The sequence below is a fragment of the Flagellimonas sp. genome (assembly GCF_965233845.1).
In the GTDB taxonomy this organism is placed as follows: domain Bacteria; phylum Bacteroidota; class Bacteroidia; order Flavobacteriales; family Flavobacteriaceae; genus Flagellimonas.
On record NZ_OZ247584.1, the window covers coordinates 859,553 to 884,679 of the forward strand.

General features: G+C 42.6%; 27 protein-coding genes. 12 read left to right on the plus strand and 15 right to left on the minus strand.

The window, feature by feature from the left end; genetic code table 11:
• The first annotated feature begins 104 nt into the window (after positions 1 to 104).
• Positions 105 to 1,250, plus strand: coding sequence for a transporter (locus ACO6S0_RS03915; RefSeq protein ID WP_422350710.1), 1,146 nt, complete (start codon positions 105 to 107; stop codon positions 1,248 to 1,250).
• 13 nt (positions 1,251 to 1,263) lie between these two features.
• On the plus strand, positions 1,264 to 1,785 hold the full coding sequence (locus ACO6S0_RS03920; RefSeq protein ID WP_422350711.1) for a hypothetical protein: 522 nt from the start codon (positions 1,264 to 1,266) through the stop codon (positions 1,783 to 1,785).
• A gap of 104 nt (positions 1,786 to 1,889) precedes the next feature.
• Here ACO6S0_RS03920 and ACO6S0_RS03925 read toward each other — a convergent pair whose 3' ends face one another.
• Positions 1,890 to 2,609 carry a peptidylprolyl isomerase gene (locus ACO6S0_RS03925; RefSeq protein WP_422350712.1) on the minus strand — a complete coding sequence of 240 codons (720 nt, stop codon included), beginning with the start codon at positions 2,607 to 2,609 and terminating at the stop codon, positions 1,890 to 1,892.
• Here ACO6S0_RS03925 and ACO6S0_RS03930 point away from each other — a divergent pair.
• Positions 2,608 to 3,249, plus strand: a complete 642-nt coding sequence (locus tag ACO6S0_RS03930; RefSeq protein ID WP_422351791.1) for an NUDIX hydrolase — start codon at positions 2,608 to 2,610, stop codon at positions 3,247 to 3,249. The two genes, ACO6S0_RS03925 and ACO6S0_RS03930, sit on opposite strands and share 2 nt — an antisense overlap.
• A gap of 36 nt (positions 3,250 to 3,285) precedes the next feature.
• Entirely contained in the window at positions 3,286 to 4,098 is an 813-nt protein-coding gene (locus ACO6S0_RS03935) for a lysophospholipid acyltransferase family protein (protein WP_422350713.1), read from the plus strand.
• Here the strand turns inward: ACO6S0_RS03935 and ACO6S0_RS03940 are convergent.
• From ACO6S0_RS03940 to ACO6S0_RS03950, 3 genes are all read right to left on the minus strand, one after another.
• Positions 4,095 to 4,745: a hypothetical protein gene (locus ACO6S0_RS03940; RefSeq protein WP_422350714.1), complete on the minus strand. Its 651-nt coding sequence runs from the start codon at positions 4,743 to 4,745 to the stop codon at positions 4,095 to 4,097. The two genes, ACO6S0_RS03935 and ACO6S0_RS03940, sit on opposite strands and share 4 nt — an antisense overlap.
• Positions 4,746 to 4,748: 3 nt before the next feature.
• Positions 4,749 to 5,243 carry an RNA polymerase sigma factor gene (locus ACO6S0_RS03945; RefSeq protein ID WP_420399156.1) on the minus strand — a complete coding sequence of 165 codons (495 nt, stop codon included), beginning with the start codon at positions 5,241 to 5,243 and terminating at the stop codon, positions 4,749 to 4,751.
• Between the two features lie 68 nt (positions 5,244 to 5,311).
• The gene (locus ACO6S0_RS03950) at positions 5,312 to 6,739 is read right to left on the minus strand and encodes an amidohydrolase (RefSeq protein WP_422350715.1); all 1,428 of its coding nucleotides are present in this window, start codon (positions 6,737 to 6,739) and stop codon (positions 5,312 to 5,314) included.
• A 102-nt stretch (positions 6,740 to 6,841) separates the two neighbouring features.
• On the opposite strand from ACO6S0_RS03950, the gene ACO6S0_RS03955 reads away from it, so the two are divergent.
• On the plus strand, positions 6,842 to 8,143 hold the full coding sequence (locus tag ACO6S0_RS03955) for an NAD(P)/FAD-dependent oxidoreductase (RefSeq protein WP_422351792.1): 1,302 nt from the start codon (positions 6,842 to 6,844) through the stop codon (positions 8,141 to 8,143).
• Here ACO6S0_RS03955 and xerD read toward each other — a convergent pair.
• Positions 8,116 to 9,057 (minus strand): site-specific tyrosine recombinase XerD, encoded by a 942-nt coding sequence (gene xerD / locus ACO6S0_RS03960; protein WP_422350716.1) that lies wholly within the window; start codon positions 9,055 to 9,057, stop codon positions 8,116 to 8,118. The genes ACO6S0_RS03955 and xerD overlap by 28 nt on opposite strands.
• A 219-nt stretch (positions 9,058 to 9,276) precedes the next feature.
• On the opposite strand from xerD, the gene ACO6S0_RS03965 reads away from it, so the two are divergent.
• The 3 genes from ACO6S0_RS03965 (at position 9,277) to aroQ (ending at position 10,842) form a co-directional block, all read left to right on the plus strand.
• Complete coding sequence (locus tag ACO6S0_RS03965) at positions 9,277 to 9,768, plus strand: hypothetical protein (protein WP_422350717.1); 492 nt, start codon at positions 9,277 to 9,279, stop codon at positions 9,766 to 9,768.
• Positions 9,769 to 9,889: 121 nt separating this feature from the next.
• On the plus strand, positions 9,890 to 10,375 hold the full coding sequence (locus tag ACO6S0_RS03970) for a hypothetical protein (RefSeq protein ID WP_422350718.1): 486 nt from the start codon (positions 9,890 to 9,892) through the stop codon (positions 10,373 to 10,375).
• 53 nt (positions 10,376 to 10,428) lie between these two features.
• A complete protein-coding gene (gene aroQ / locus ACO6S0_RS03975; protein WP_422350719.1) occupies positions 10,429 to 10,842 on the plus strand; it encodes a type II 3-dehydroquinate dehydratase in 414 nt (137 codons plus the stop codon).
• Between the two features lie 56 nt (positions 10,843 to 10,898).
• Here aroQ and ACO6S0_RS03980 read toward each other — a convergent pair whose 3' ends face one another.
• The 6 genes from ACO6S0_RS03980 to ACO6S0_RS04005 all read right to left on the minus strand — a co-directional run bounded on the left by ACO6S0_RS03980 (position 10,899) and on the right by ACO6S0_RS04005 (position 14,943).
• Positions 10,899 to 11,180, minus strand: a complete 282-nt coding sequence (locus tag ACO6S0_RS03980) for a DUF3817 domain-containing protein (protein WP_422350720.1) — start codon at positions 11,178 to 11,180, stop codon at positions 10,899 to 10,901.
• A gap of 2 nt (positions 11,181 to 11,182) precedes the next feature.
• Positions 11,183 to 12,574, minus strand: coding sequence for a dihydrolipoyl dehydrogenase (gene lpdA, locus ACO6S0_RS03985; protein WP_422350721.1), 1,392 nt, complete (start codon positions 12,572 to 12,574; stop codon positions 11,183 to 11,185).
• A 136-nt stretch (positions 12,575 to 12,710) separates the two neighbouring features.
• Positions 12,711 to 13,235: a DUF1572 family protein gene (locus ACO6S0_RS03990; RefSeq protein WP_422350722.1), complete on the minus strand. Its 525-nt coding sequence runs from the start codon at positions 13,233 to 13,235 to the stop codon at positions 12,711 to 12,713.
• Entirely contained in the window at positions 13,232 to 13,642 is a 411-nt protein-coding gene (gene msrB / locus ACO6S0_RS03995; RefSeq protein WP_422350723.1) for a peptide-methionine (R)-S-oxide reductase MsrB, read from the minus strand. Before msrB (ACO6S0_RS03995) ends, ACO6S0_RS03990 begins: the two co-directional genes overlap by 4 nt.
• A 119-nt stretch (positions 13,643 to 13,761) precedes the next feature.
• The gene (gene msrB, locus ACO6S0_RS04000; RefSeq protein WP_422350724.1) at positions 13,762 to 14,253 is read right to left on the minus strand and encodes a peptide-methionine (R)-S-oxide reductase MsrB; all 492 of its coding nucleotides are present in this window, start codon (positions 14,251 to 14,253) and stop codon (positions 13,762 to 13,764) included.
• 102 nt (positions 14,254 to 14,355) lie between these two features.
• Entirely contained in the window at positions 14,356 to 14,943 is a 588-nt protein-coding gene (locus ACO6S0_RS04005; protein ID WP_422350725.1) for a collagen-like protein, read from the minus strand.
• A 158-nt stretch (positions 14,944 to 15,101) separates the two neighbouring features.
• On the opposite strand from ACO6S0_RS04005, the gene glgB reads away from it, so the two are divergent.
• The 4 genes from glgB (at position 15,102) to ACO6S0_RS04025 (ending at position 21,772) form a co-directional block, all read left to right on the plus strand.
• The gene (glgB, locus tag ACO6S0_RS04010; protein WP_422350726.1) at positions 15,102 to 16,997 is read left to right on the plus strand and encodes a 1,4-alpha-glucan branching protein GlgB; all 1,896 of its coding nucleotides are present in this window, start codon (positions 15,102 to 15,104) and stop codon (positions 16,995 to 16,997) included.
• 98 nt (positions 16,998 to 17,095) lie between these two features.
• Positions 17,096 to 19,495 carry a glycoside hydrolase family 31 protein gene (locus ACO6S0_RS04015; RefSeq protein ID WP_422350727.1) on the plus strand — a complete coding sequence of 800 codons (2,400 nt, stop codon included), beginning with the start codon at positions 17,096 to 17,098 and terminating at the stop codon, positions 19,493 to 19,495.
• A gap of 39 nt (positions 19,496 to 19,534) precedes the next feature.
• A complete protein-coding gene (locus tag ACO6S0_RS04020) occupies positions 19,535 to 20,344 on the plus strand; it encodes a M48 family metallopeptidase (RefSeq protein WP_422350728.1) in 810 nt (269 codons plus the stop codon).
• Between the two features lie 96 nt (positions 20,345 to 20,440).
• Positions 20,441 to 21,772, plus strand: a complete 1,332-nt coding sequence (locus tag ACO6S0_RS04025; RefSeq protein WP_422350729.1) for an MFS transporter — start codon at positions 20,441 to 20,443, stop codon at positions 21,770 to 21,772.
• A gap of 138 nt (positions 21,773 to 21,910) precedes the next feature.
• On the opposite strand, the gene ACO6S0_RS04030 is transcribed toward ACO6S0_RS04025, so the two are convergent.
• From ACO6S0_RS04030 to ACO6S0_RS04045, 4 genes are read right to left on the minus strand one after another with little or no spacing between them, the layout of a single operon-like run.
• Positions 21,911 to 22,636: a head GIN domain-containing protein gene (locus ACO6S0_RS04030; protein WP_422350730.1), complete on the minus strand. Its 726-nt coding sequence runs from the start codon at positions 22,634 to 22,636 to the stop codon at positions 21,911 to 21,913.
• Positions 22,637 to 22,666: 30 nt separating this feature from the next.
• Positions 22,667 to 23,758 carry a hypothetical protein gene (locus ACO6S0_RS04035; protein ID WP_422351793.1) on the minus strand — a complete coding sequence of 364 codons (1,092 nt, stop codon included), beginning with the start codon at positions 23,756 to 23,758 and terminating at the stop codon, positions 22,667 to 22,669.
• Positions 23,739 to 24,299 (minus strand): hypothetical protein, encoded by a 561-nt coding sequence (locus tag ACO6S0_RS04040; RefSeq protein WP_422350731.1) that lies wholly within the window; start codon positions 24,297 to 24,299, stop codon positions 23,739 to 23,741. The genes ACO6S0_RS04035 and ACO6S0_RS04040 overlap by 20 nt, the downstream gene beginning before the upstream one ends.
• 2 nt (positions 24,300 to 24,301) lie before the next feature.
• Complete coding sequence (locus tag ACO6S0_RS04045; protein ID WP_422350732.1) at positions 24,302 to 24,859, minus strand: RNA polymerase sigma factor; 558 nt, start codon at positions 24,857 to 24,859, stop codon at positions 24,302 to 24,304.
• Positions 24,860 to 25,127: the final 268 nt, after the last annotated feature.

The window sequence follows — 25,127 nt, forward strand, 5'->3', positions numbered from 1 at the left end:
TATCTATAGTAATACATTGGCACTCAAGTTTAGTGATCTTTATAAATAACAAAAAGGCCGTCCCAGTTGGGGTCGGCCTTTTCAACGAACCAATCAAAACCATCATGAGAGCCAATCAACCATTGATTTTATTATTTTTTATTGCCATCACTTTTTTCAACAGTAATGACATAAACGCCCAAGGCTGTGTGGCCATTAGACATTTTTCATCTTGTGTGGGCAATACTTTGGAAAACAACTTATTGGCACCAGGAGATATACAGCTGGGAATAAACTATAGGTATTTTAAATCTTTCCGGCATTTTAGGGGCACCGAAGAGGAACCGGATAGGGTGGCCAATGAAACTGAAGTGATCAATCATTCACATTCTTGGGACTTTTTCCTAACCTACGGTATCACGGATAGGTTATATACCAGTATTACCGTTCCTACAGTCATAAATACCCGATCTTCCTTGTACGAGCATGGCCGCGAGGAACGAAATACCACCTATTCCCGTGGACTGGCTGACATTAGGGTTGGGGTAGGCTATTGGTTGTTTGATCTGGAAAAAAATCCAAATGGTAACCTTGCACTGGGTCTGGGCGTTAAATTACCAACAGGGAACTATAATGCTACGGATATTTTCTACAATGTTGGTCCGGAAGAAAGTCCGCAGGTAAGACCAGTGGACCAGAGCATCCAACCGGGCGATGGAGGTTTTGGGATAACCCTGGATTTTCAGTTTTACCAAAAAATTGCGGAAAAGCTCTTTGCCTACGGAGGTGGATTTTACCTGATCAATCCTAGGGAGGTAAACGGAACAAGGACTTTTAGGGAAACCCTGAGCCCAATCCTTCAAAACGAGGCTATTATGGCCGTTCCCGATCAGTTTTCCGTAAGGGGTGGTGCAAGCTATACCTTATCAAACAGTTTCTCCACTTCTTTGGGGGCAAGATATGAAGGGGTGCCCGTAAAGGATCTTATTGGAGGGAACGACGGATTTAGAAGACCTGGGAATGTTGTTTCCATTGATCCTGGAATCGCCTTTATGAAAAATAACTTTTCCTTGAACCTGAATGTTCCTTTTGCCATCCACCGCGACCGCCCTCAAAGTGTTACCGATAAACAAACGGAGGCGGCGACTGGTAATCCAAGAAATGGGGATGCTGCCTTTGCGGATTACCTGATCAACGTTGGAGTCACCTATCGCTTTGCGAACAAAAAGGTAAAAATTGATCGAGATTTGATGAATAAGTTCAACAACTAAACCCATTTTTCCTATGCAGCAAAAGACCAAGAACAGAATTTTGGCAATTTCCATTGGATTGGTATATCTGTGGTTTGGAACCTTAAAATTCTTTCCGGAGGCCAGCCCTGCGGAAACACTTGCCAAGAACACCATTCATGAACTCACTTTCGGATTCATACCAGATAATATATCCATTATCCTGTTGGCCATCTGGGAAACAGGAATTGGGATTCTATTGGTAGCGGGAAAACAGCAAAGAGTGTTGGTGTTGCTTGCTTTGGTACATATGATGCTTACTTTTACACCGCTGCTATTTTTTCCTGATGACACATTTAACGGTGGACCGTTGCAGCTGACTTTTGTAGGGCAGTACATTATTAAGAACCTGATCATTATTGCTGCCCTCGTAACACTTTTAGATGTGGATTTCCAAACAGTTTTGGACAAGACAAGGTTAAAATCAAAAAACTTGGGCACCTGGCCTCTTTTCCTTTCCTGGTTTAGATGGGCACCTTCAAAGATGTATCAAAAACCCCCTAGGGAAAAAGTGTGATGCGAAAGAAAATAATGTGTTACGGTTCTTTCCTTTGTTATAGAAACAGCTGGATACAACAATTGGTTTTGACCGGGTAGTCCAACATTTATTTCTTGAACAAACTATAGTACCTCTGCCTTAAGAATATAGACATTTTGCCACGGCCAGTCGCCGTCGCCAACAGGAACGTTGTTGATGGCGTCCACTACATCCATTCCTTCGATCACTTTGCCAAATGGAGTATAGGAGCCATCCAAATGGTAGGAACCTGGTTTGGTGACCACAATAAAAAACTCATAGGGGGAGGCCAATTTGTGTGGATTGTGGCGTTCGCTACTTGGCATTGAAATGGTGCCTCGGTGATGCTTGTGTCCTTTTCTGGTGTCCGGGGGAAGCAAATATCTGCCAATTAATCTTCTTTTCTTGGCAGTTTTACTATCATCAGAATTGCCTCCCTGAATAATAAAATCCTTGACCACCCTGTGGAATTGGGTATTGTCAAAATAGCCTTTCTTGCTCAGATAGATGAAATTGGCTTTGTGGTAGGGTACATTGTCGTACAGTTGAATGGTAAAACTACCCATGCTGGTGGTCAATCTTACCTTATCTTCCTTGAGTTCCTTAGCGTAATTAAAAAAGAAATCAATGGCATTTTCCTCGTCAAGTACAAAGGCCTCTTCTTCCTTTTCCCCAGGAGTTTCAGGTATGGGTTCTGCCGGAATTGAATCCGTTTTCACCACATTTTCCTCGGTCTTTGGAGCTTCCTTTTTTGGAGCATCACCACAAGCGACGAGAAAAAATAGTGGTATAATTGCAATGAACTTTGAGGGTTTGATCAACATGGATTTTAACGAATTTTATCATCAAGCTTTAAAAATAAAGAATCTACCACTTCCCGGAGAGGAATCACATCATAAAATGTCCCCTTTGATGAGGGTCCAGTGGCTGAAGTCCAACGACATTAAAAAAAGGAACCCCAAGCAAGCTGCTGTAATGGCCTTGTTTTATCCAGATGCCAAACAATACACTAAAATGTTGCTCATACTTAGAAAATCTTACAATGGGGTTCATTCCAACCAGATAGGATTTCCAGGGGGCAAGGTAGAGGATGGGGATGCAAATTTGCGGGAAACGGCTCTCCGCGAGACTTTTGAGGAAGTAGGCGTACCTCCAGAATCTGTGGAGGTGATCAAGGAATTGAGTGAATTATATATTCCTCCAAGCAATTTTATGGTGAGACCGTTTCTGGGTTTTTACACCAAACCAAGTCCATTTGTAATCCAGCAAAGCGAAGTTGAGGCTCTGGTGGAGGTAAATCTGTACGATTTTCTGGACAAGAAAAATCGGATTGAAGAAACCTTGAGTACTTCGTATGCCAAAAGCATAAATGTACCTGCTTATAAATTAAATGGTTATACGGTTTGGGGTGCCACGGCCATGATGCTTAGCGAGATTCAGCAGCTACTGGAGGAAGTGCTTTAACGGCTATTTTGTAAATTAGCCCCCAACAGTAAGCGCATGGGTCTCTTCAAGAAAAATCCTTTTGGTCACATTTTATTCTTAAAACGTTGGTTGATTCGTGTTGCCGGAATGATGACCCATCAGCGATATAAAGGATTCAACACCTTGGAAATTGAAGGTTCCCAGGTCATCAGGGATTTACCAGATACCAATGTGCTGTTTGTAAGCAATCATCAAACCTATTTTGCCGATGTTGTGGCCATGTTCCACGTATTTAACGCCAGTCTAAAGGGGAGGGATGATTCCATCAAAAATTTGGGTTATCTCTGGAATCCGAAGTTGAACATTTACTATGTGGCGGCCAAGGAAACCATGAAAAAGAGCCTGCTCACCAAAATATTGGCCTACGCAGGATCCATCAGTATTGAGCGTACCTGGCGGGCAGATGGGCAGGATGTGAACCGGCACGTAAAGTTCAGTGATATCAGCAATATTGCCCGTGCGTTGGATGATGGTTGGGTTATTACCTTCCCACAAGGTACCACCACACCTTGGAAGCCCTTAAGAAAAGGAACAGCGCATATCATAAAAAGGTACAAGCCTGTTGTGGTTCCTGTTGTAATTGATGGGTTTCGCAGGTCTTTTGATAAAAAAGGATTGCGGGTAAAGAAAAAGGGCATTTTGCAGTCCATGCAAATCAAGGCTCCTTTGGAAATCGACTACGAGAATGAATCCATTGACTCCATTTTGGAAAAATTGGAATATGCCATTGAGCAGCATCCGTCTTTTTTAAAGGTAATTCCCAAAGAAGAACTGGCTGCCTATGAGGCTGATCATCAAAAGCGCAGGTACAGCTACCGCGGAGACTAAACTTCCAATTTCTGCAATTCCTTGAAGTTTTTCCTAAGTTTTCTGGTCAATAGGCCATACAGCAGAAAATAAATCCCACCAAATAGAGCAGTGACAAGGATCCCAAAAATGGCAAACACAACCATGATGATGAGTTTTACCCTTTCTGCGGACATGCCTTCAAAATTGCCTTCAAGGTTCAATGTTTCAATTACATTATCACTAAAGTATATCCCTACTACCAGAATAGCAAAGCTCAGTAGTACCATGGATAGCGAGAAGAATACGTAATGTTTAACCGTTTTTCGGGTACGTAGTATTTTGGAGGTCAATTTTTTGGCACTATCCAAAACAGAAATTTCCCGATAACGTTTATAGAATTGATGGATAAAATAGAACACCACCAAATATTGCACTATGCTCACACCTAGAACCACTTTGGTGAGCCCTAAATTGGAGTAAATGTCCAAAGAACTGTTCCGCATGGAGGGGACAAGGTAGAGTAGATGGGGGATAATAAATTCAATAATGCTGATATAAAATATCCATTTGACAATGGAAGAGGATTTCTTCCAGATCATGGTATGTATTTCATCATAGGACAGCCTAGGAAGATGTTCGTCCTTTTTCTGCCAGTCTTTCTTTAAGAGTTCCAATTCATCCATCATCGGCTAGGGATTTAATATGGTTCTTAGTTTATTTTTAACACGATTCATTTTAACCCTGGCGTTCACTTCTGTAATACCTAGTGTTTCGGATATTTCTGCATAATCCTTGTCCTCCAGATATAGAAATACCAAGGCCTTGTCAATATCCCCCAACTGTTTTACCGCCTTGTACATTAACTTTAGTTGTTGTTCCTGGGTATCGTCATATTCGTCGGCCTTGATCTTAAAAATTACGGAATCGTAGTCCTGTGTTTGCACTTTCTTTTTGGATTTCCGATACAAGGTAATGGCGGTGTTCAGAGCTACACGGTACATCCAGGTACTGAACTTGGCATCACCCCGAAACTTGGGATAAGCCTTCCACAATTGTATGGTAATCTCCTGGAAGAGATCGTTGTGGGAATCCCTATCATTGGTATAGAGACTGCATACTTTATGAACAATATTTTGATTGTTCTCAAGCTCCGTCACAAAACGATGTTCCAGTTCTTTGTTCACTCAGGTTGGTTGTTTGACTAATTGGTAGGTGTTAGATCACTTTTGTTACGATCTTTTTCTGGATTTGTTCACTTCCGATAATCCAGGGCAGGCGGACGGTCTCCCAAAAGTGGAATATATTTAAAGTCCTTTCCTCTTCTTTCTTCCAATTCAGCTTTGGCTTTGGCAACTGTATCCGGGTTTTCCAGAAGATTTATGGCCGTAAGCGATAGTGTTTTGGCAGCGACCATCATTCCCTTATTTCCTATAGATGTTCCACCCGCAGCTACAGCCTGCCAGCTATGTGCAGGTGTTCCAGGAACCCAGGTAGCGGCACTCATACCCACTGTGGGAACGGCAAAACTTACATCACCAACATCTGTGGAACCGTATGCGCGAGCCTCTTCTTTATAGGCTTGTACGTCAAACGCTTGAGCCTCATCCAATTGAGTAAACCCAAGACTTTTGGAGATTTTCTCGGCAAACACCTTTTCCTCATCCGTATAACGGATGCCTCCAATTTTGGAAAGATTTTCATGCATCAACTTTTGAAGTGTCAGGTTGGGCAGTAATTCGTGGGTTCCCCCTATCATTTCGTAATCCATGGTGGTTCCCGTTCCCAGGGCAGCGCCTTCGGCAGCCTTCACAATTCGGTCAAAGATATCGATGACCACATCACGACTATTGTGACGGGCATAGTAATAGACTTCAGCAAAATTGGGTACCACATTGGGAGCCTTGCCTCCATCCGTAATCACGTAGTGGATTCGAGCTTCCTGCGGAATGTGTTCCCGCATCATGTTCACCATAATGTTCATGGCTTCAACGCCATCCAAAGCAGAGCGTCCTCTTTCAGGGGCACCTGCTGCGTGGGCCGAGGTTCCATAAAATCTGAATTTGGCAGATTTATTGGCCAATGCTGCTCCGGCACTGGCCGCATTTTGGGAACCAGGATGCCAATGAAGCGCTACATCAACATCATCAAAAAGCCCTTCCCGAACCATATATACCTTACCAGAACCTCCTTCTTCGGCAGGACAGCCATAAAAACGAATGGTTCCCTGTTTTTTGGATTTTTTCAACCAATTTTTGGCTTCAATGGCCGCCGCGGTAGACGCCGTACCAAACAAATGGTGTCCGCAAGCATGTCCTGCAGCAGCGTTAGCCGATTTTTTTTCGGCAACCGCTTGTTGTGATAGACCGGGTAGTGCGTCATACTCCCCCAAAATAGCTATAACGGGATAGCCGGAACCATATTCGGCAACAAAAGCAGTAGGAATCCCCGCTACTCCCTTGGTAATGGAAAAGCCTTCATCCTCCAATGTCTTTTGTAATAAGGCCGAACTTTTATATTCCAAATAGCCCATTTCGGCCAATTGCCAGATTTCTTGGGCAATTTCCCCATATTTTTTGGATTTGGAATCTAAGGATTTAACGACCGATTCTTCATTTTTTTGAGATAAAGCGGTATGTATGCACAAGATGCCCGCAATAGCAAACAGGATTGATTTTTTCATTAGGATAGCTGTTTCGTTAGTCAAGATTTAAAGATAGCAAAAAACCTTTCCAAACATGATTTTAGCCATAGGGTATTACGTAAATTTGCGGCTATGTCCAGCATGAACATTCCACAGTCCAATCTCCCAAGGATTATCATCATTGGGGGTGGTTTTGGCGGTATCGCCTTGGCCAAAAAGCTATCGAAAAAAGATGTGCAGGTGGTGCTGTTGGACAAACACAATTATCATAATTTCCAGCCACTTCTATATCAGGTTTCTACCGGGGGACTGGAGCCAGATTCCATTGCCTATCCCATTCGGAAAGTGTTGCAGGGATACCCTAACTTTTATTTTCGCTTGGCGGAGGTGGTTCAAATCGATATTAAAAACCGAAGGGTTCACACCAACATCGGTCCTATCCATTACGATTATTTGGTGGTGGCCACGGGTTCTGAAACCAATTTTTTTGGGAACAAGAACATTGAGGAAAAAGCAATGGCCATGAAGACCATTCCACAATCCTTGAATTTAAGAAGCTTGATCCTTGAGAATTTTGAACAGGCCTTGCTCACGGATGACCTTCATGAAAGGGATGCCTTAATGAACTTTGTTATTGTAGGAGGAGGCCCTACAGGGGTGGAGTTGGCAGGTGCATTGGCTGAAATCAAAAAAGGAATTTTGCCCAAGGATTATCCTGATTTGGATACACGTAGGGCACAAATCAATTTGGTGCAAGGAGGTAATCGGATTTTACCGGCCATGAGTGAAATTGCTTCCCAAAAGGCAGAAAAATTTCTTGAAAAACTGGGTGTCAATGTTTGGAAAAACATCCGAGTCACCGATTATGATGGAAACCTCATTACTACGAACACCGATACCACCTTTGAGGCCGCAACCTTGGTTTGGGCCGCTGGAGTAAAAGCGGTGAGCATTAATGGATTGGATGCCAAGGAACTTCTTTCCCGTGGGAATCGGTTGATGGTGAACGAATTTAACCAAGTACTTGGGCACAAAGAGATTTTCGCCATTGGCGATGTGGCCCATATGGAAACCGAAGCTTTCCCCAATGGACATCCCATGATGGCGCAACCCGCCATACAGCAAGGACAAAATCTTGGAGTCAATTTGATTCGATTACTGGAAAACAAGCCTATGAAACCTTTTGCCTATAAGGATAAAGGTAGTATGGCCACAGTAGGGAGAAATAAAGCGGTTGCCGATTTGAAACGATTTAAGTTTCAAGGGGTTTTTGCTTGGTTTGTTTGGATGTTTGTACACCTGTTTTTCTTGATAGGTTTCCGAAACAGGGTCGTAGTCTTTATCAATTGGGTGTACAATTACATTCGATTTGACCGTGAGGCCCGTCTGATCATAAGACCATTCAAAAAGAGATATCAAGATTTTTCCTCAACTTCTGACTGAGTAACCTCATTCTCTTCCGTGTTTCTGGGATGGTAATCAATAAGTACATCGTGTAGGTGTTTCCGGTTTACATGCATATAGACTTCTGTGGTGGTAATGCTCTCATGGCCCAACATTTGTTGAATGGCCCGGAGGTCAGCACCACCTTCTAGTAGATGTGTGGCAAAAGAGTGCCGAAAAGTGTGGGGACTAATGTTCTTTTGCAGTCCCATTTTTTCCGCCAAACGTTTAATAATGGTAAAAATCATGGCACGGGTCAGTTGTTTTCCCCTTCGGTTAAGGAAAAGATAGTCTTCATGCCCAGACTGGATTTTCAAATGGTTTCTGACCTCGTTTTTATAGAGGTTGACATATTTTTTGGCTATTTGGCCAATGGGTACAAAACGCTGCTTGTCCCCTTTTCCGGTCACTTTGATAAAGTCCTCCTCGAAATAAAGATCGGACAATTTTAGATGGATTAACTCCGAAACGCGAAGTCCGCAACCATACAAGGTTTCCAGCATGGCACGATTTCGTTCACCCTCAGATTTGCTCAAGTCTATATGCCCAATTAACTCGTCAATTTCTGAAGAGGAGAGGGTGTCCGGTAACTTCCGACCAATTTTTGGTGATTCTATGAGATCCATGGGGTTATCGGTTCGGTAGTCCTCAAAAATAAGGTAGGTGAAAAAGCCTTTTAATCCCGATATGATTCGGGCCTGGGAACGGGGATTGATGATTTTGGCCAGTTCATAAATGAACTGCTGAATGGTCTCTTGACCAATATCCAAGGGAGAGGCCTTAATCTCGTACTGATGTAGGTAGTCCACCAATTTTTGCAGGTCCCGGGTATAAGCAAAGATGCTGTTGTCAGATAAGCCGCGTTCAATTTTCATGTAATGTTGGTAGTCTTGCAAGCCTTGTTTCCAGTTCATGATTTAAAGATAAAAACAATTCATATTAGACCACTTGCCCCATTGGTCAATTCAAAAGGGCCATTGATCAATTCAGGGTGCTAAAAGTTGGTAAATGACGGTATTTTCGAACCAAGTTCTGTCGGAAGTAAAGTAGACAAATTCTTGTGGAATTTTAGTGAGGTTCCATACTAGATTTGTTCAGAGTGCGTTCTAGGTATTCACAAAGTTTTAACAATTATGAAAAGAACATACCTGATTGCAATTGCCCTTTTTGTTTTGATGTTTTCTGCTAAGGCGCAGGATAGAAGCAATATCAAAGCTGGATTTAGTGGAGGTATTCCTGTTGGGGATGCTGCAGATTTTTCCAGTTTTAGCCTTGGATTGGACTTTAACTACCACTGGGGAGTTTCGGAGCTCCTGGATGCTGGTGTGGCCACTGGATTTATCAACGCATTTGGTGAAACCCTGGAAAACCAGACGGAGTTTGAGGACATTCAGTTTATTCCTGTAGCTGGTTCTGTGAGAATCTACCCTACCTACCATTTTAAGTTTGGTGTGGACGGGGGCTATGCCGTAGGAGTCAATGAAGGTAATGACGGGGGGCTGTTTTATAGGCCTGTTGTAGGTTATAATATAACGGGCAATACCGAATTGAACGTCTCATATACTGCAGTGGAAAACGACGGAACTTTTGCCATCGCAACCGTTGGAATTTTGTTCCTTTTTTAAAAAGGAATCTTCAACCTAGGGTGAAAACGGTTTATGGTACGGGGATATGAAACCCCAAATCTGGCTTTTGGAAGGTTCAAAAGCCATAAAACCATAATTAATAACCGTAAATACACTTAAAATGAAAAAAGCATGTATTGTTTTCACCTTGACTATTTTATTCACTTCCATCGGCATCGCGCAGACCAACTATAGGGCTGCCTTGGGTCTAGGGGTAGATGCTTATGATGAAGCAACTTTCTTTGGAGCAACCGGAAAATATTTCTTTTCGGACCATCATGTGGGACAGGCCGACCTGGGTTTTGAGGATGGTGGAACCATAATTACAGTTTTGTATTCCTACCACAAAGCGATTGTAGGATCCAGAAATCAACTCCGTTGGTATGCTGGGGTTGGCCCCAGTATTATTTTGATTGAGGATTTTGACAATGTGTTCGCCCTAAGACCGCATTTGGGTTTGGATTTTAAACCTAAAGGAGTACCGTTTGTGGTGAATTTTGATTGGAGACCAGCCTTGGTATTGAGTGAGACAGGGGATAGCGCAGAGCGTCCTTTGGTTTTGGGCTTCAGTTTGCCATCAAATAACAGATATAATCAATTGACATAAAAGCAGGCTATTGCCTGCTTTTTCTTTTTAACAGATATTGTACTTTTACCAGCATGAAACTAATGATCATCAACGGCCCCAATCTGAACCTCCTGGGCAAAAGAGAGCCGGAAGTCTATGGGAGCACAACTTTTGAAGCCTATTTTAGCCAATTGCAGGATAAATTTCCCGATGCGAAATTGGACTATTATCAGTCCAATATTGAAGGGGAGCTAATTGACAAAATACAGGAAGTTGGCTTTACCTACGACGGAATCGTGCTAAATGCAGCTTCATACACGCATACCTCTGTTGGTATCGGAGATGCCGTTAAGGCGGTTTCCACCCCTGTGGTTGAAGTTCATATTTCCAACACCCACAAACGGGAGGATTTTAGACATGTCTCCTATATATCCTCAGGTGCCAAAGGTGTGATTTTGGGATTCGGGCTGCAAAGCTACGATCTTGCGATTCAAAGCTTCCTATAAGCAGGAACATCCCTGTTTACAAGGATCTAACAAACTAGATGATATCCAGAGATGGATTAATCCGTTACTTTCAGGTATTTTTTATCCACATAAAACGTCCCAAAGGGCAGTAGGGAGGCTATAAACAAAATCACAAACCGTTTAAAGCCCCATTTGCGTTCCCAACTGAGAACCACCGCCAACACTACGTACAGGATAAACAATCCACCATGGGCATAACCCACAACCAAGTTGGGTTCCAATATTTGGGCCCAGTGCTTCAATGGCATGGTAATGCCAAACAAGAGAAGATAAGATATACCTTCTAGAATTGCGGTAAGCCGAAAAGCCTTGAGCATCCTTATAAATGAATTACTTCATCATAGGCATCCGCAACAGCTTCCATAACAGCTTCGCTCATGGTTGGGTGCGGGTGTACGGCTTTTAGTACCTCATGGCCCGTGGTTTCCAATTTACGGGCCACAACAGCCTCGGCAATCATGTCGGTCACTCCAACCCCAATCATATGGCAGCCCAGCCACTCGCCGTACTTTGCATCAAAAATCACCTTTACAAAACCATCCGGGGTTCCAGATGCTTTGGCCTTTCCACTGGCAGAGAAAGGAAATTTTCCAATCTTTAGGTCGTATCCTTGTTCTTTGGCTTGTTGCTCCGTCAAACCAACAGATGCAACTTCTGGTATACAATAGGTGCATCCTGGAATATTACCGTAATCCAAGGCTTCCACGTGCATTCCTGCAATTTTTTCCACACAAAGGATACCTTCCGCAGAGGCCACGTGGGCCAATGCTTGCCCTGGGGTTACATCCCCAATGGCATAGTATCCTGGAATGTTGGTCTGGTAGTAATCGTTGACCAAAATTTTATCTCGATCCACGGCAATTCCCACATCTTCCAAGCCAATGTTTTCAATGTTGGTTTTAATTCCAACTGCTGAAAGCACCACATCCGCTTCCAAAACTTCTTCTCCTTTGGCTGTCTTTACGGTAGCTTTAACACCATCACCAGAGGTGTCCACTTGCGTTACTTCTGCAGAGGTCTTTATTTTGATTCCATTTTTCTTGAACGTACGCTCCAATTGCTTGGACACATCCTGATCTTCAACCGGCACAATATTGGGAAGATATTCCACAATGGTTACCTCGGTTCCCATGGAGTTATAGAAATAGGCGAATTCCACTCCAATGGCACCGCTTCCCACCACGATCATCTTTTTGGGTTGGGTTTCCAAGGACATAGCTTCACGGTAGCCGATTACTTTTTTGCCATCTTGGGGTAAACTTGGCAATTCCCTACTTCGGGCTCCGGTGGCTATAATGATATGATCCGCAGTGTACTCAGCGGTATCTCCATGCTCTCCTTTTACCAAGACCTTTTTTCCAGGCTGAACCTTTCCAAAACCATTGAGTACCTCAATTTTATTTTTTTTCATCAAAAACTGAACCCCTTTGCTCATGCTCTCGGCAACACCTCTACTTCTTCCTACCACGGCCCCAAAGTCATGCTCCACCTTTTTGGCATTCAATCCGTAGTCTTCTGCATGTTTTAGGTACTCAAAAACCTGAGCGGACTTCAATAAGGCTTTGGTTGGGATACAGCCCCAATTAAGACATACACCGCCCAAACTTTCCTTTTCCACAATGGCTGTTTTGAATCCTAGTTGCGACGCTCGTATCGCCGTTACATATCCGCCAGGACCACTACCCAAAACAATTACATCGAAGTTGCTCATCAGATTTTGATTTTAGTTGAATAAAAATTAGAAACCCGCCTTTTGAAAGGCAGGTGCAAAAATACGCAATTCGGGTGCCAAATACCAAGCTTTGGTTTTGCAGAATTGTTATAAATATGAAACGGTAATGGGCCGTCTACCCAAACATTTTTTTATTGAATGCTGCAGACTGCCCTTTAGGAATAGACAACGATACCCAATTCTGTTGCTTTATCATTTTTCCCAGGAACAAAATCTGACCAATATGACTGGGATAGTGGGCCAATTGACGGTTTATGGCCTCGATTATGGAGTGATCCTCATTCCGGATTTTGACTTTGGAATCAAAATTGGTGCTGTCAATACTGTCCAACGCCGCAAAAAGACAGTTCCATCCTTTTTCCCAAGCCTCCAGCATTTCGGATTTGGAGGCGTACGGACTTTCAAATTCGGTATCGCGGTTTCGCCATGCTTTCTCTCCATCTTCGGTAAGGAAGTTGGTCCAACGACTCAGCATATTTCCCACAATATGCTTTACAATAATAGCGACGGAATTGTCAGAATCTGCATATTTCCAATGGATGTCCTCCTCCGATAATTGGTCAAAAGTTTTTTCCCCAAGGGATTTGTAGCGAAGAAATTCTGAGCGGACACTTTTTAAATAATTTTCTTGGAAATTCATTTTTCTTCTTCTGGATTAAAACCAATACTTACTGAGTTGATGCAATACCGTTGTCCTGTGGTTTCCTGGGGTCCGTCGTTAAAGACATGCCCTAAATGGCTCCCGCAGTTGGCACAGACCGTTTCCGTTCTGATCATTCCATGTGAAGTATCCCGAATGTATTCTATGGCACCTTCCACGGCTTGGTCAAAGGAGGGCCAACCACAGCCGCTTTCAAACTTGTTCTCACTCTTGAACAATGTGGCATTGCACGCTTTGCAGTGATAATCCCCATTTTCAAAATGCAAATTGTACTTCCCGGTAAATGGTCTTTCGGTGCCTTTTTGGCGAAGTACATAATACTCTTCAGGGGTGAGTTCTTTTTTCCACTCTTCCTCTGACTTGTTTGAAGTGAATTTGTTTTCCATACGACAATTTACAATTATCAATTAATAATGTACAAAGAGGGTGTTTGTCCCAGAGGACATAAATAAGAAACCACTTTATCTTTAAGCAAATTCCTTAGGACAATAACATAAACATGGAATTATTTGGAATCCGGGATGAAATCCAGTGCTACACCGTTGATACAATGTCTCTTGCCCGTGGTTCTTCTTGGGCCATCATTGAATACATGGCCTAAATGTCCACCGCAAGTGGCACAATGTTCCTCGGTGCGTTTATATCCTATTTTGTAATCAACGTCATAGGCCACATTGCCCTCGATTTCCCTATCAAAGCTTGGCCATCCGGTTCCAGATCGGTATTTATGTTCACTTCGGAACAAGGGAGTGGCACAACCTGCACAAACATAGGTGCCTTTTTCCTTATTTTCCAATAACTCGCTGGTAAATGGACTTTCAGTAGCAGCTTTACGGAGCACGTAATATTCCATTTCTGTAAGCTCCGCACGCCATTCTTCATCGGTTTTGGTAACCTTATATACTTTTTCTTTTTCCTTGCTTTTTGGCTCTTCCTGGGATACGCCCTTGCATCCTACAAGAACCAAAAACATCGCTAAAAACAACTTTTTTCCCATTTCTTTTTATAGGTAGACGTGCATTTGTTAAAATCCTTTCAATCCTAAAATAAAAAAGTCCCGCTAGTTAAAACGGGACCTTAAGTTAGCATTTTTGAAGGACTATTGTAGTTCTATTTTCTTTACACCATCTTCCTGTATTCCCAAGGCGGACATCACATTGGAAAGTTTGGATGTGTCCATTTTGGAGGAATTGGCAAATACGCTGGGCACAAAAACAATCCTAAAGGATTGATTATCTGTAAAACTGGTATCCAAGGCGGAAAGGTCAAAATTTCCGTCAATAAAAAGTTCTACATCCACAAAAGTGTGGGCCGCAACATATTGAATGGTTCCTTCTGGAAGGAAAAAGCTTTGGGGAATCTGGCTCCATGCATCTGCAGTACTATCATCGTCCAGGTCAATGGTGCCATCAAACCTGTATATTAAGACAGCATCCGATTCAAAGACCTCAAAATCGGTAACATCACTAAAAGTGATGATGGTGTTATAGATGTTTCCAGCTACGTCATAGTTAAAGTTAACTCCATCAACTTCAACGACTTGTCCTTGGATTCCATCTTGACCGTCAAGCCCGTCAAGACCATCTCTTCCATCAAGTCCGTCAAATCCAGGAGGGCCTGCTGGGCCTTCACAAGCAGATATTAGTAGGATAAGAAATACTCCAAGTATTGTATTGAATTTTGTCATGATTTTTGATTTTAGATTTGTGTTCATTTATCTTCTTGGGGGATGAAAATCAAAAAGCATTCCATTTTTTAAAATCTAGGCTATTTTGTGATGTGAAGGTCTTAAAATCGGATACTTTACTAAAGATGTGTAATATTGTAATTACTAAACCACCACCTATGTCCAAAGTAGTTGCCCATAGTTTTTTTACTGAGTTTGACATCAATCTTTTTAAATCGGGAAAGCATTTTAGGCTCTACGATAAATTGGGTTCCCATCTTACGGAGGTTGATGGGGTAAAAGGCACCTATTTTGCGGTTTGGGCTCCCTCAGCACAGTCGGTTTCCGTAATTGGGGATTTTAATTTTTGGGATGGAAAGGAGCACCAACTTAATGTTCGGTGGGATGCAAGTGGTATCTGGGAAGGATTCATCCCTGGCGTGGAGAAGGGTGTCAAGTATAAGTACAAGATTCATTCCCACAACAACGATATTTGGACTGAAAAGGCCGATCCTTTTGCCCGCTATTGCGAACAACCTCCAAAAACTGCCTCTGTGGTATGGGATGCTCCCTATGCTTGGAAGGACAAGAAATGGATGGAAACCCGGGAACAACACAATGCTTTGGACAAACCATACTCGGTTTACGAGGTGCATTTGGGCTCTTGGAAGAAAAAAAACGGCTGGGAGTTTTTGTCCTATTCGGAAATGGCCGATGAATTGGTCAACTATGTCAGCGAAATGGGCTTTACCCATGTGGAGTTTATGCCGGTGATGGAATATCCCTTTGATCCCAGCTGGGGCTATCAACTTACGGGATATTTTGCACCTACTTCCAGATTTGGAACTCCAGAAGAATTCAAAATACTGGTGGACAAATTCCATGAGAAAGGCATTGGGGTAATCTTGGACTGGGTGCCTTCCCATTTTCCCGAAGATGCACATGGACTTGGATTTTTTGATGGATCGCACCTCTACGAACATCCAGACAGAAGAAGAGGATACCACCCAGATTGGAAAAGTTTGATTTTTAATTACGGGAGAAACGAAGTTCGGGCATTTTTGATCAGCAATGCCGTTTTTTGGTTGGATCAATTTCATGTGGATGGGCTTCGGGTAGATGCTGTCGCCTCCATGTTATATTTGGATTATTCGCGGGAAGATGGGGAATGGGAACCCAATATGTATGGGAATAACGAAAATCTGGAAGCCATGTCCTTTCTTCGGGAAATGAACACTGAAATCTATGCCAGTTTTAAGGGGGTACAGACCATAGCCGAGGAATCCACAGCCTTCAATGGGGTCTCCAAACCGGTAGATTTAGGCGGTTTGGGCTTTGGTATGAAATGGATGATGGGCTGGATGCACGACACTTTGGAATTTTTCAAAAAGGAGCCCATACATCGATCCTATGATCTAAATAAGATCACGTTTAGCATGACCTATGCCTTCACGGAGAATTTTATGCTGCCTTTTTCCCATGATGAGGTAGTATATGGGAAAAACTCCCTGCTCTACCGTATGCCTGGTGACGAATGGCAACGATTTGCCAATTTGAGACTATTGTATGGCTATATGTTTACGCACCCAGGAGGTAATTTACTGTTTATGGGAGGAGAATTTGGACAATCTTCGGAATGGAACTTTCAGGAAAGCCTGGATTGGCATCTGACCCAATATGATTACCACTCAGGAATCCAAGAGGTTATCAAGGATTTGAACAAACTCTACAAAAACAATCCAGCGCTGTACGAAAAACAATTCAGCCCGGAAGGTTTTGAATGGATAGAGCACAATGATCAGGAAAACACGGTTTTGACCTATATTAGAAAAGGGAAGGAACCCAAAGATGATTTGATCATAGCATGCAATTTCACACCTGTTCCAAGGGAAAATTACCGTGTCGGAGTTCCGAAAACCAGCCAGTTGAAGCTCCTTTTTAACAGCGATGACAAAAAATACTCGGGTAGTGGAGTGGCCAAGAAAACGCTAAAACCCGCTGCAAAGGAATGGAATGGGCGTAAACATTCGGTAACCATGACCTTACCGCCCCTTGGAGTGCTTGTTTACAAATAGATACAGGACGCAAACGTTGTAGTTCACTGGTGTTCACAACATCTTTTTAATTTCTCGCCCTAAAGTCTTTCTTTTGTGGGTTACATAACCCATCATCGATGATTACCAACACCGAAATAGAAAAAAGGGGAAATCAATTTCCCAACCATATAGTTGATTTTAAGCAGGAGAACGATAAGCTTTATTTTACCACCCACAATGGAGTTATCCTAGAGTTGACCATTTTACGGGATAGCGCTATCCGATTCAGATTTGCCACAGAACATGTTTTTGAGCCCGACTTTTCATACGCTCTTAGCGATGATGTGAGTTTGGGATACAATGAATTGGAGGTAAAAGAAGAAGTTCCAGAGTATGTGATTACCACTTCCAAAGTGAAGGTTTATGTACGCAAGGCGGATTTAAAGGTCCAAATTGAGGATTTGGAAGGAACTGTGATTTTGGAGGATGAGCTCGGATTCCACTGGGAAGAAAACTACGATTACGGCGGAAACATTGTTAAAATGGGCAAGGTGAGCCATTCCGGAGAAAGTTATTACGGAATGGGAGACAAGGCTTCCCATACCAATTTAAAGGGAAAACGGGTAAACAATTGGGTCACGGATTCCTATGCCTATGGCAAGGATCAGGAACCCTTGTATAAGTCCATTCCTTTTTACGTAGGGTTAAAAGAGAGCATTGCTTACGGAATTTTCTTTGACAATTCGTTCAGCACTTATTTTGATTTTGCCCATGAGAAGCGAAATGTGACCAGTTTTTGGGCCGATGGGGGAGAGATGAACTACTATTTCTTCTACGGACCCAAAATGAGCCAGGTGGTAGAGGCCTATACCGATTTAACAGGTGTGCCAGAGCTTCCACCGCTTTGGGCCCTGGGTTTTCACCAGTCCAAATGGAGTTATTTCCCTGAGAAAAAGGTGAAAAACATAGCATCTACCTTCCGAAAAATGAAGATTCCTTGTGATGCCATTTATTTGGACATCGATTATATGGAGGGGTTCCGTTGCTTTACCTGGAACAACAAGCGTTTTCCCAACCCCAAAAAGATGATTGAGGAGTTGGAAGAGGATGGTTTTAAGACCATTACCATGATTGACCCTGGAATCAAGATCGATCGTGACTATTGGGTATACCAGCAGGCCATGGACAATGGTTTTTTCTGCAGAAGGGCCGATGGACCCCACTTTAAGGGCAAAGTATGGCCTGGGGAGTGCAAATTCCCAGATTTTACACACCCCGAAGTGCGGGAATGGTGGGCAGGACTCTATAAAGAAATGATTGCCGATTTGGGCGTCCATGGGGTTTGGAATGATATGAACGAACCAGCTGTTATGGAAGTTCCTACAAAAACGGCCAATTTAGATGTTCGACATGATTATGACGGCCATCCTTGCAGTCACCGAAAGGCACATAATGTGTACGGGATGCAAATGGTGCGTGCCACCTATAATGGGGTCAAAAAATTTATGTTCCCAAAAAGGCCTTTTGTGTTGACAAGGGCCGCATATGCGGGAACCCAGAGATATTGTGCCACTTGGACAGGGGATAACGTAGCTACTTGGGAGCATTTGTGGATTGCCAATGTTCAGATGCAACGCATGTGCATGAGTGGATATTCCTTTGTTGGCTCGGACATTGGGGGCTTTGCAGAGCAACCCAACGGGGAACTTTTTGCCCGATGGATACAGTTGGCCGTGTTCCATCCGTTCTGTCGTGTACACTCCAGTGGAGATCATGGAGATCAGGAACCTTGGTCGTTTGGTGATGAGATAACGGATATTACAAGGAATTACATCGAGTTGCGCTATCAACTTTTACCTTACCTGTATACGATGTTCTATAAATACATCAAAAGTGGTATGCCTATGCTGCAATCATTGGTATTTTATGATCAAGAGGATACCCAGACGCATTTTAGGACCGATGAGTTTCTTTTTGGGGAACAGATTTTGGTTTGTCCAGTTCAAGAACCCAATGCACAAGGTAGACGGATGTATGTTCCGCGAGGGAAATGGTATAATTATTGGACCGAGGAAGTTGTAGAAGGTGGAGTTGAGAAATGGGTTGCTGCAGATATTCAGAAAATCCCCATGTTTATAAAGGAAGGTGCCATGATTCCAAAATATCCGGTTCAGCAGTATGTTGGGGAAAAGGAAATTACGGAGTTGGCTATTGAAGTGTATTTCAAGGAAGGAATAGAAATTTCCGAGGTATATGAGGATCAACAAGACGGTTACGACTACAAAAAAGGAAGATACAGCTTAAGACGGTTTAGGTTACGGGGCAAGGAAAACGAACTGATCATTCAACAGTTTAAGGACGGAAATTTCATTACCCCTTATGAGAAAATAAAACTCACTTTTCATGGGCTTCCCTTCCAAATTGGAGTGGTGGAATTGGATAATGAACAAGTGGATCCCAAAGACATTAAATTGAACGGAAACAATAGTATTGAGGTCAGTAAGGATTTTACGGAACTGCATCTGGTTGGAAAATAATTTTTTGTAATTTTCCTATACTAAACACTATTAACACATATGAAAAAGTTTATTCTAACCGTAGCGGTTTTTTTGGCAATTACGGCCTGTAAAGTGAATCCGTTCACAGGGAAAAGTACGCTTAATTTTTACCCCAATAGCCAGATTTTCCCCATGGCTTTTGCCCAGTATGATCAATTTTTGAACGAAAACAAGGTAATAACAGGTACATCCGATGCCCAAATGATTACCAAGGTAGGGCAACGGATAGCAACCGCTGCAGAACGATGGTTGGATGCCAATGGATATCCTGGATATTTAAAAGATTATAAATGGGAATATAACTTGGTCAACGATGAAACGGTAAATGCTTGGTGCATGCCCGGAGGTAAAATCGTTTTCTATACAGGTATATTGCCCATAACACAGACCGAAACTGGAGTTGCTGTAGTTATGGGGCATGAGGTGGCCCACGCACTAGCGGATCATGGGGCACAACGTATGAGTGCCGGTATGTTGCAACAAATTGGAGCTGTGGCTGGTAATGTGGCCATTAAGGATCCTCAGAAACGTAATACGTTCAACCAAGCGTATGGATTGGGCTCCACTGTTGGGGTTATGTTGCCTTTTAGCAGAGGTCATGAAACTGAAGCAGATAGAATCGGTCTTCAGATTATGGCCATTGCAGGTTACAACCCTGATGAGGCGGCTGAATTATGGAAGCGAATGAAAGCCAAGGCTGGTGGTCAGGCTCCGCCAGAGTTTTTGAGTACACATCCATCCAACGATACAAGAATCAATAATCTTACGGCTTGGGCACCCATTGCAAAACAAGAAGCGACCAAGTTTGGGGTAACAACATTTAAATAACCAATTGATAAACCAGTATTTAATGTCATTTATAGTGCAAAGAAGATGTAAAAGTCTTTATCTGCTGCTATAAATGGCATTTTTATTTTAAAAGTTATGGCACGAGCATTCGCACTTAAAGGAAGCAAGAAATTGTTGAACGCTTGGGCCTTCTATGACTGGGCAAATTCGGTGTATAGCCTGGTCATTTCCTCCGCCATATTTCCCATTTTTTACGGGGCCTTGTTTAGAGTGGCGGAGATTGAAAAAGTGACCATTTTTGGTGGCGAAATAGCCAGGGCTCCCTTGATCAGCTACGTAACATCCTTGGCCTTTGTTTTTATCGCCATTGTGACTCCCCTGGTTTCGGGAATTGCAGATTATCTGGGCAACAAACGCATATTCCTAAAGTTTTTCTGTTATTTGGGAGCCGCTTCTTGCATAGGATTGTACTGGTTTTCCCTTGAAAACATCTACTTTGGTTTGGTCTGCTATTTCTTTGGATTGGTAGGTTTTTGGGTGAGTTTCGCCATCAACAATTCCTATTTGCCCGATATCGCATTTCCAGAGCAACAAGACGGCGTAAGCGCCAAAGGTTTTTCCCTTGGATATGTGGGAAGTGTGATCCTGCTCGTTTTTAATTTGGCCATGGTAATGCAGCCTGCTGTATTTGGGATTACCGATGGTGGAGGTGAAGTGGCCGAAATCAAGGCCATGAAGTACTCCTTTATTTCAGTGGGTGTTTGGTGGATTTTATTTAGTCAGTATACTTTTTATCACTTGCCCAAAGGGTACAAAAGGGAAGGGGAAAGAACCAATATTGTCCTTAATGGTTTTAGGGAATTGAAGAGCGTTTGGAAACAATTGGGTGGTGAAACCCGATTGAAACGCTATTTGGGCGCTTTCTTCGTCTACAGTATGGCCGTTCAGACGATTATGCTGATTGCCACCTATTTTGGGGAGGAAGAAATTGCCTGGGGAACGGATTCCGAACGAACCACCGGATTGATCATAAGTATTTTGGTGATCCAAATTGTGGCTATTGCAGGTGCTACGCTTACGGCCTATGCGTCCAAGCTGTATGGGAATGTGAGAACCTTGATTGTAATCAATGTTATTTGGATCCTTCTTTGTGTGTACGCCTATTTTCTGCAAACACCCATGGATTTTTACATAGCGGCTGGCCTGGTCGGGGTTGTAATGGGTGGAATTCAAGCATTGTCCAGGTCTACCTATTCCAAATTTCTGCCAGAGACCACAGACACCACTTCCTTCTTTAGTTTTTACGATGTAGCGGAGAAAATAGGAATCGTTATTGGTACTTTTTTGTACGGTGCAGTAGCCCAACTTACAGGAAGCATGCGGAACAGCACCATCTTTTTGGGGCTTTTCTTTTTGATAGGTGTTTTCCTTTTGTTACGGGTGAACAAGGAAAAGGAAAGACAATAAAAAAACCGGACATCTGTCCGGTTTTAAGTTTTTTGATTGGCAATAAACTCCTAGTGTCGGTTCGAGTGCCGTGTCTGCCGACAGGCAGGCAGTCGAGAATTTAAGTCACATCTCGATTTGGCTCGATGTGATACCCATTTATCCTTTGGAAATATCTCCTGAGCCTGATGATTTGCTGTTGATTTTCTTGGGATTCCCTCGGTAGCTGATATCACCAGAACCAGATACCCTTGCGTCTATAGACTGATTGGCAGTTACCTTGATATCCGCTGAACCAGAAACTTGCGCTGTTACAAATTCGGCCTCAAGGCCATAAGCTTTGACATCTCCAGAACCGGAAACCTGAACGCTTAGGTCAGTAGTTTTACCTTCTAAATTAATATCTCCTGAACCTGACAGTGACGCATTCACACTTTGGGCCTCAATGGTCAGGGAAACATCCCCGGAACCTGACATGCCTGCATGAAAGTCATCAGCCTTGATAGTGGTTCGGCTTACCACATCTCCGGAACCGGATAAAGAGACCGAGTTTATATCTTCAATGGGAACCGTTACGGTAATGCCCGAATTCCAGTTGGATGGTCTAAGATTGACCCCACGCTCTTGTTTAACGACCAATTTGCCATTTTTGACCTCGGTCTTAATGTGTTCCAAAAGGTTGGATTCCCCTTTTAAAGTAATTTCTCCTTCTTGGCCAGAAACCAATTCCAAATCGAACCAGCCTGCCAAAGCAACGGCATCATATTCGCCTACAGAACGCTCTATGGTAACTACATTGCCGTTCCCTTTTACTCTTTTACCCCATTGGGCATTGGTCACTGCCACCATGGACAGTGCAAGTGTTAATGTGATTAGTTTTTTCATGATTGTGTTTTAATTTTTGTTTTTTGATTTTCAGTTTTGATAAAAAGTGATACCCCCGTAATCGGTTGTGATCAGTACGGTGTTTCCAGAGTTTTCGGAACCATAATATCCCTTATAGTATTTTTCGCTGGATTTCTCCTTGCTAATGTTGATTTCGAAAGGCTCCTTACCACTAACCCCAGCGTACTCCGCTGAAATTTCAAATTCAAAATGATAATCGGGGTGGTAGCCAATCTTCATTCCCGTGTAATCCGTTTTAATGTTGATATCTCCCGCATCAGGCGCCATTTGGTCAATTTTTAGGGAACCATAGTCCGAAGTAATGCTCACATCGCCATGAACAGTACCCAATTTTACCCCGACATAATCTCCATTTCCTGACACATTGTTCACTTCGTTCACCTCCAAGGAGCCATAATCACTGGCATATTCAAGGTTTTCCATCTTTCGTACCACACTATTGGTATAGTCGGCCTTGATAATCAAGTTGCCTGCTTTTTCCACGGTAAATCCAGAGTAATCCGCGATAATCTCTGCGCTATTGATGTATTCAAAGTTGGATCGTGAAGTATAATCAAATCTAAGTTCGTTGTTTCTTCCGCGTAATTCCCCAATGTCTATTTTGCCATAATCACAGCTGATTTTTGCATGGCCATCCACACGGTCCAAATAAATGTTTCCGTAATCATTGCTCAGGCTTACACTGTTTTTTACCGGGATTTTTACCGTATAGTTTACCTGGACACTCACATTGTTTCGTTTACCCCATTTCCAGCCCCAGCTATTACCGCGGTCGCCGAACATGGTTCTAGCGGAGACCAGGCTGTTGCTATTTTCAAAATCCACATCAATTTCATCCAATCTGTCCTGGACCTTTTCCTCGTTGTTGCCGTTGGTCTTGATATGGACTTCCACTACAACCCTGTTTTCGTTCCAGGAGGTAATGTTAAGATTTCCATAGCTGTTGCGCACTTTGAAAAGGGCATCGGAATTGACATTAAACTCCTTTTTAATGGTCTTTTCCTTAGTGTATCTACCCTTTAGTTTGCCATTATTGGCAACCAGCATTAGCGGAAGTAGTGCCAATGTCAAAAAGACATATTTATATCGTAATGTTTTCATCATAATGGGATTTTATATTCTTAATGTTTTCAATATTGGACAGCACTTCTTTCAAAAGATCTATCCGTGTTTGGAAGTTGGTTATCATGGCATTCAGGATAATTTTACTGTTGCCTCCGTTTACCAGTTCTTGTTCAAGGGCTTCGTAATCTTTTTCCAGTTTTTCCAATTGTATTAGGGTATCGTCTACGAGTTTGGCAGTCTCTGGAGATTTTTCATTCTTCAACTGCTGTATTTGTTCTTCTATAACATTTACAAAGTAAAACTCAGTCTGGGATACCTCCGGGGCAATTTCCACCACTTGTTCCTTAATACTGGGCTTGGTATTGATTACTTGAATGCCCAATAAGCAGAGAAATGCTACGGATGCCGCAATGGAAAGCGGTTTCCACCAATTGAACTTTTTGGAATTCAGGTGGGTCACGCCTTTGGATTGATTTAATTTCTCCAAAAACCGATCTTGGTGGCCCAACTGGGGCTCCTCAAGGTCCAATTTCCCTTGAAGTCTTCCGAACAACTCTTCTAGATTATCCTTTTTCATAATCAAACGTTTATTGTCAATTTTTTTCTCAGGCTTTCTTTTGCCCTAGAAATTGTGGTTCTGCAATTAGCATAGCTAATGTTCATGATGTCACTTATTTCTTCATAATCGTACCCTTCAACTAAATGTAAGGTCAAAGAAACTCTGTAATTGTCTTTCAAACTTTTCATGGTCTCCATCACTTTTTGAGCCTTCAGTTCTGTATAACCATTGTGATCAAGATCAACTCCGTCATTATCTTCGACCTTGTACATTACATCATCCAAATCAACAGCTCTTGTTTTTTGCTGTTTTTTGTAATGATAGATGCTATTGTTTATCACAATACGTTTCAACCAAGCTCCAAAAGTGACGTCTCCTTTAAAAGTGTTCAGTTTCGTAAACGCATTCAAAAACGATTCCTGCATCACATCTTCGGCTTCGGCGGAGTCCTTTACAATCCTAAAGGCTGTGTTGTACATGGCCTTGTAATAGCGGTTGTAAACCTCCATCTGTGCACTTGATTTGCCTTTTAAGCACGATTGAAGCAGTGCATCTATATGTTCATTTTGGTGGCTCAAAAAATGAATGGTTTGTCTTATAGAGGTATGAATTTATTGATTGTTACAGTTTTGGACGAAATTGTTTGTAATAAATATGGAATCGATGGAAAATGAGGAGTTTAGGGAAATGGGTTATGAGTGATGAGTGATGAGTGATGAGTAATCAGTAATCAGTTATCAATAATCAATAATCAGTACCACTCAATTAGGAGTTAGTAATAATCTTTGCGGATAATCACGTTTTGCCAAAAACCATGGACGATAAATCCATAACCACCTTGGCACA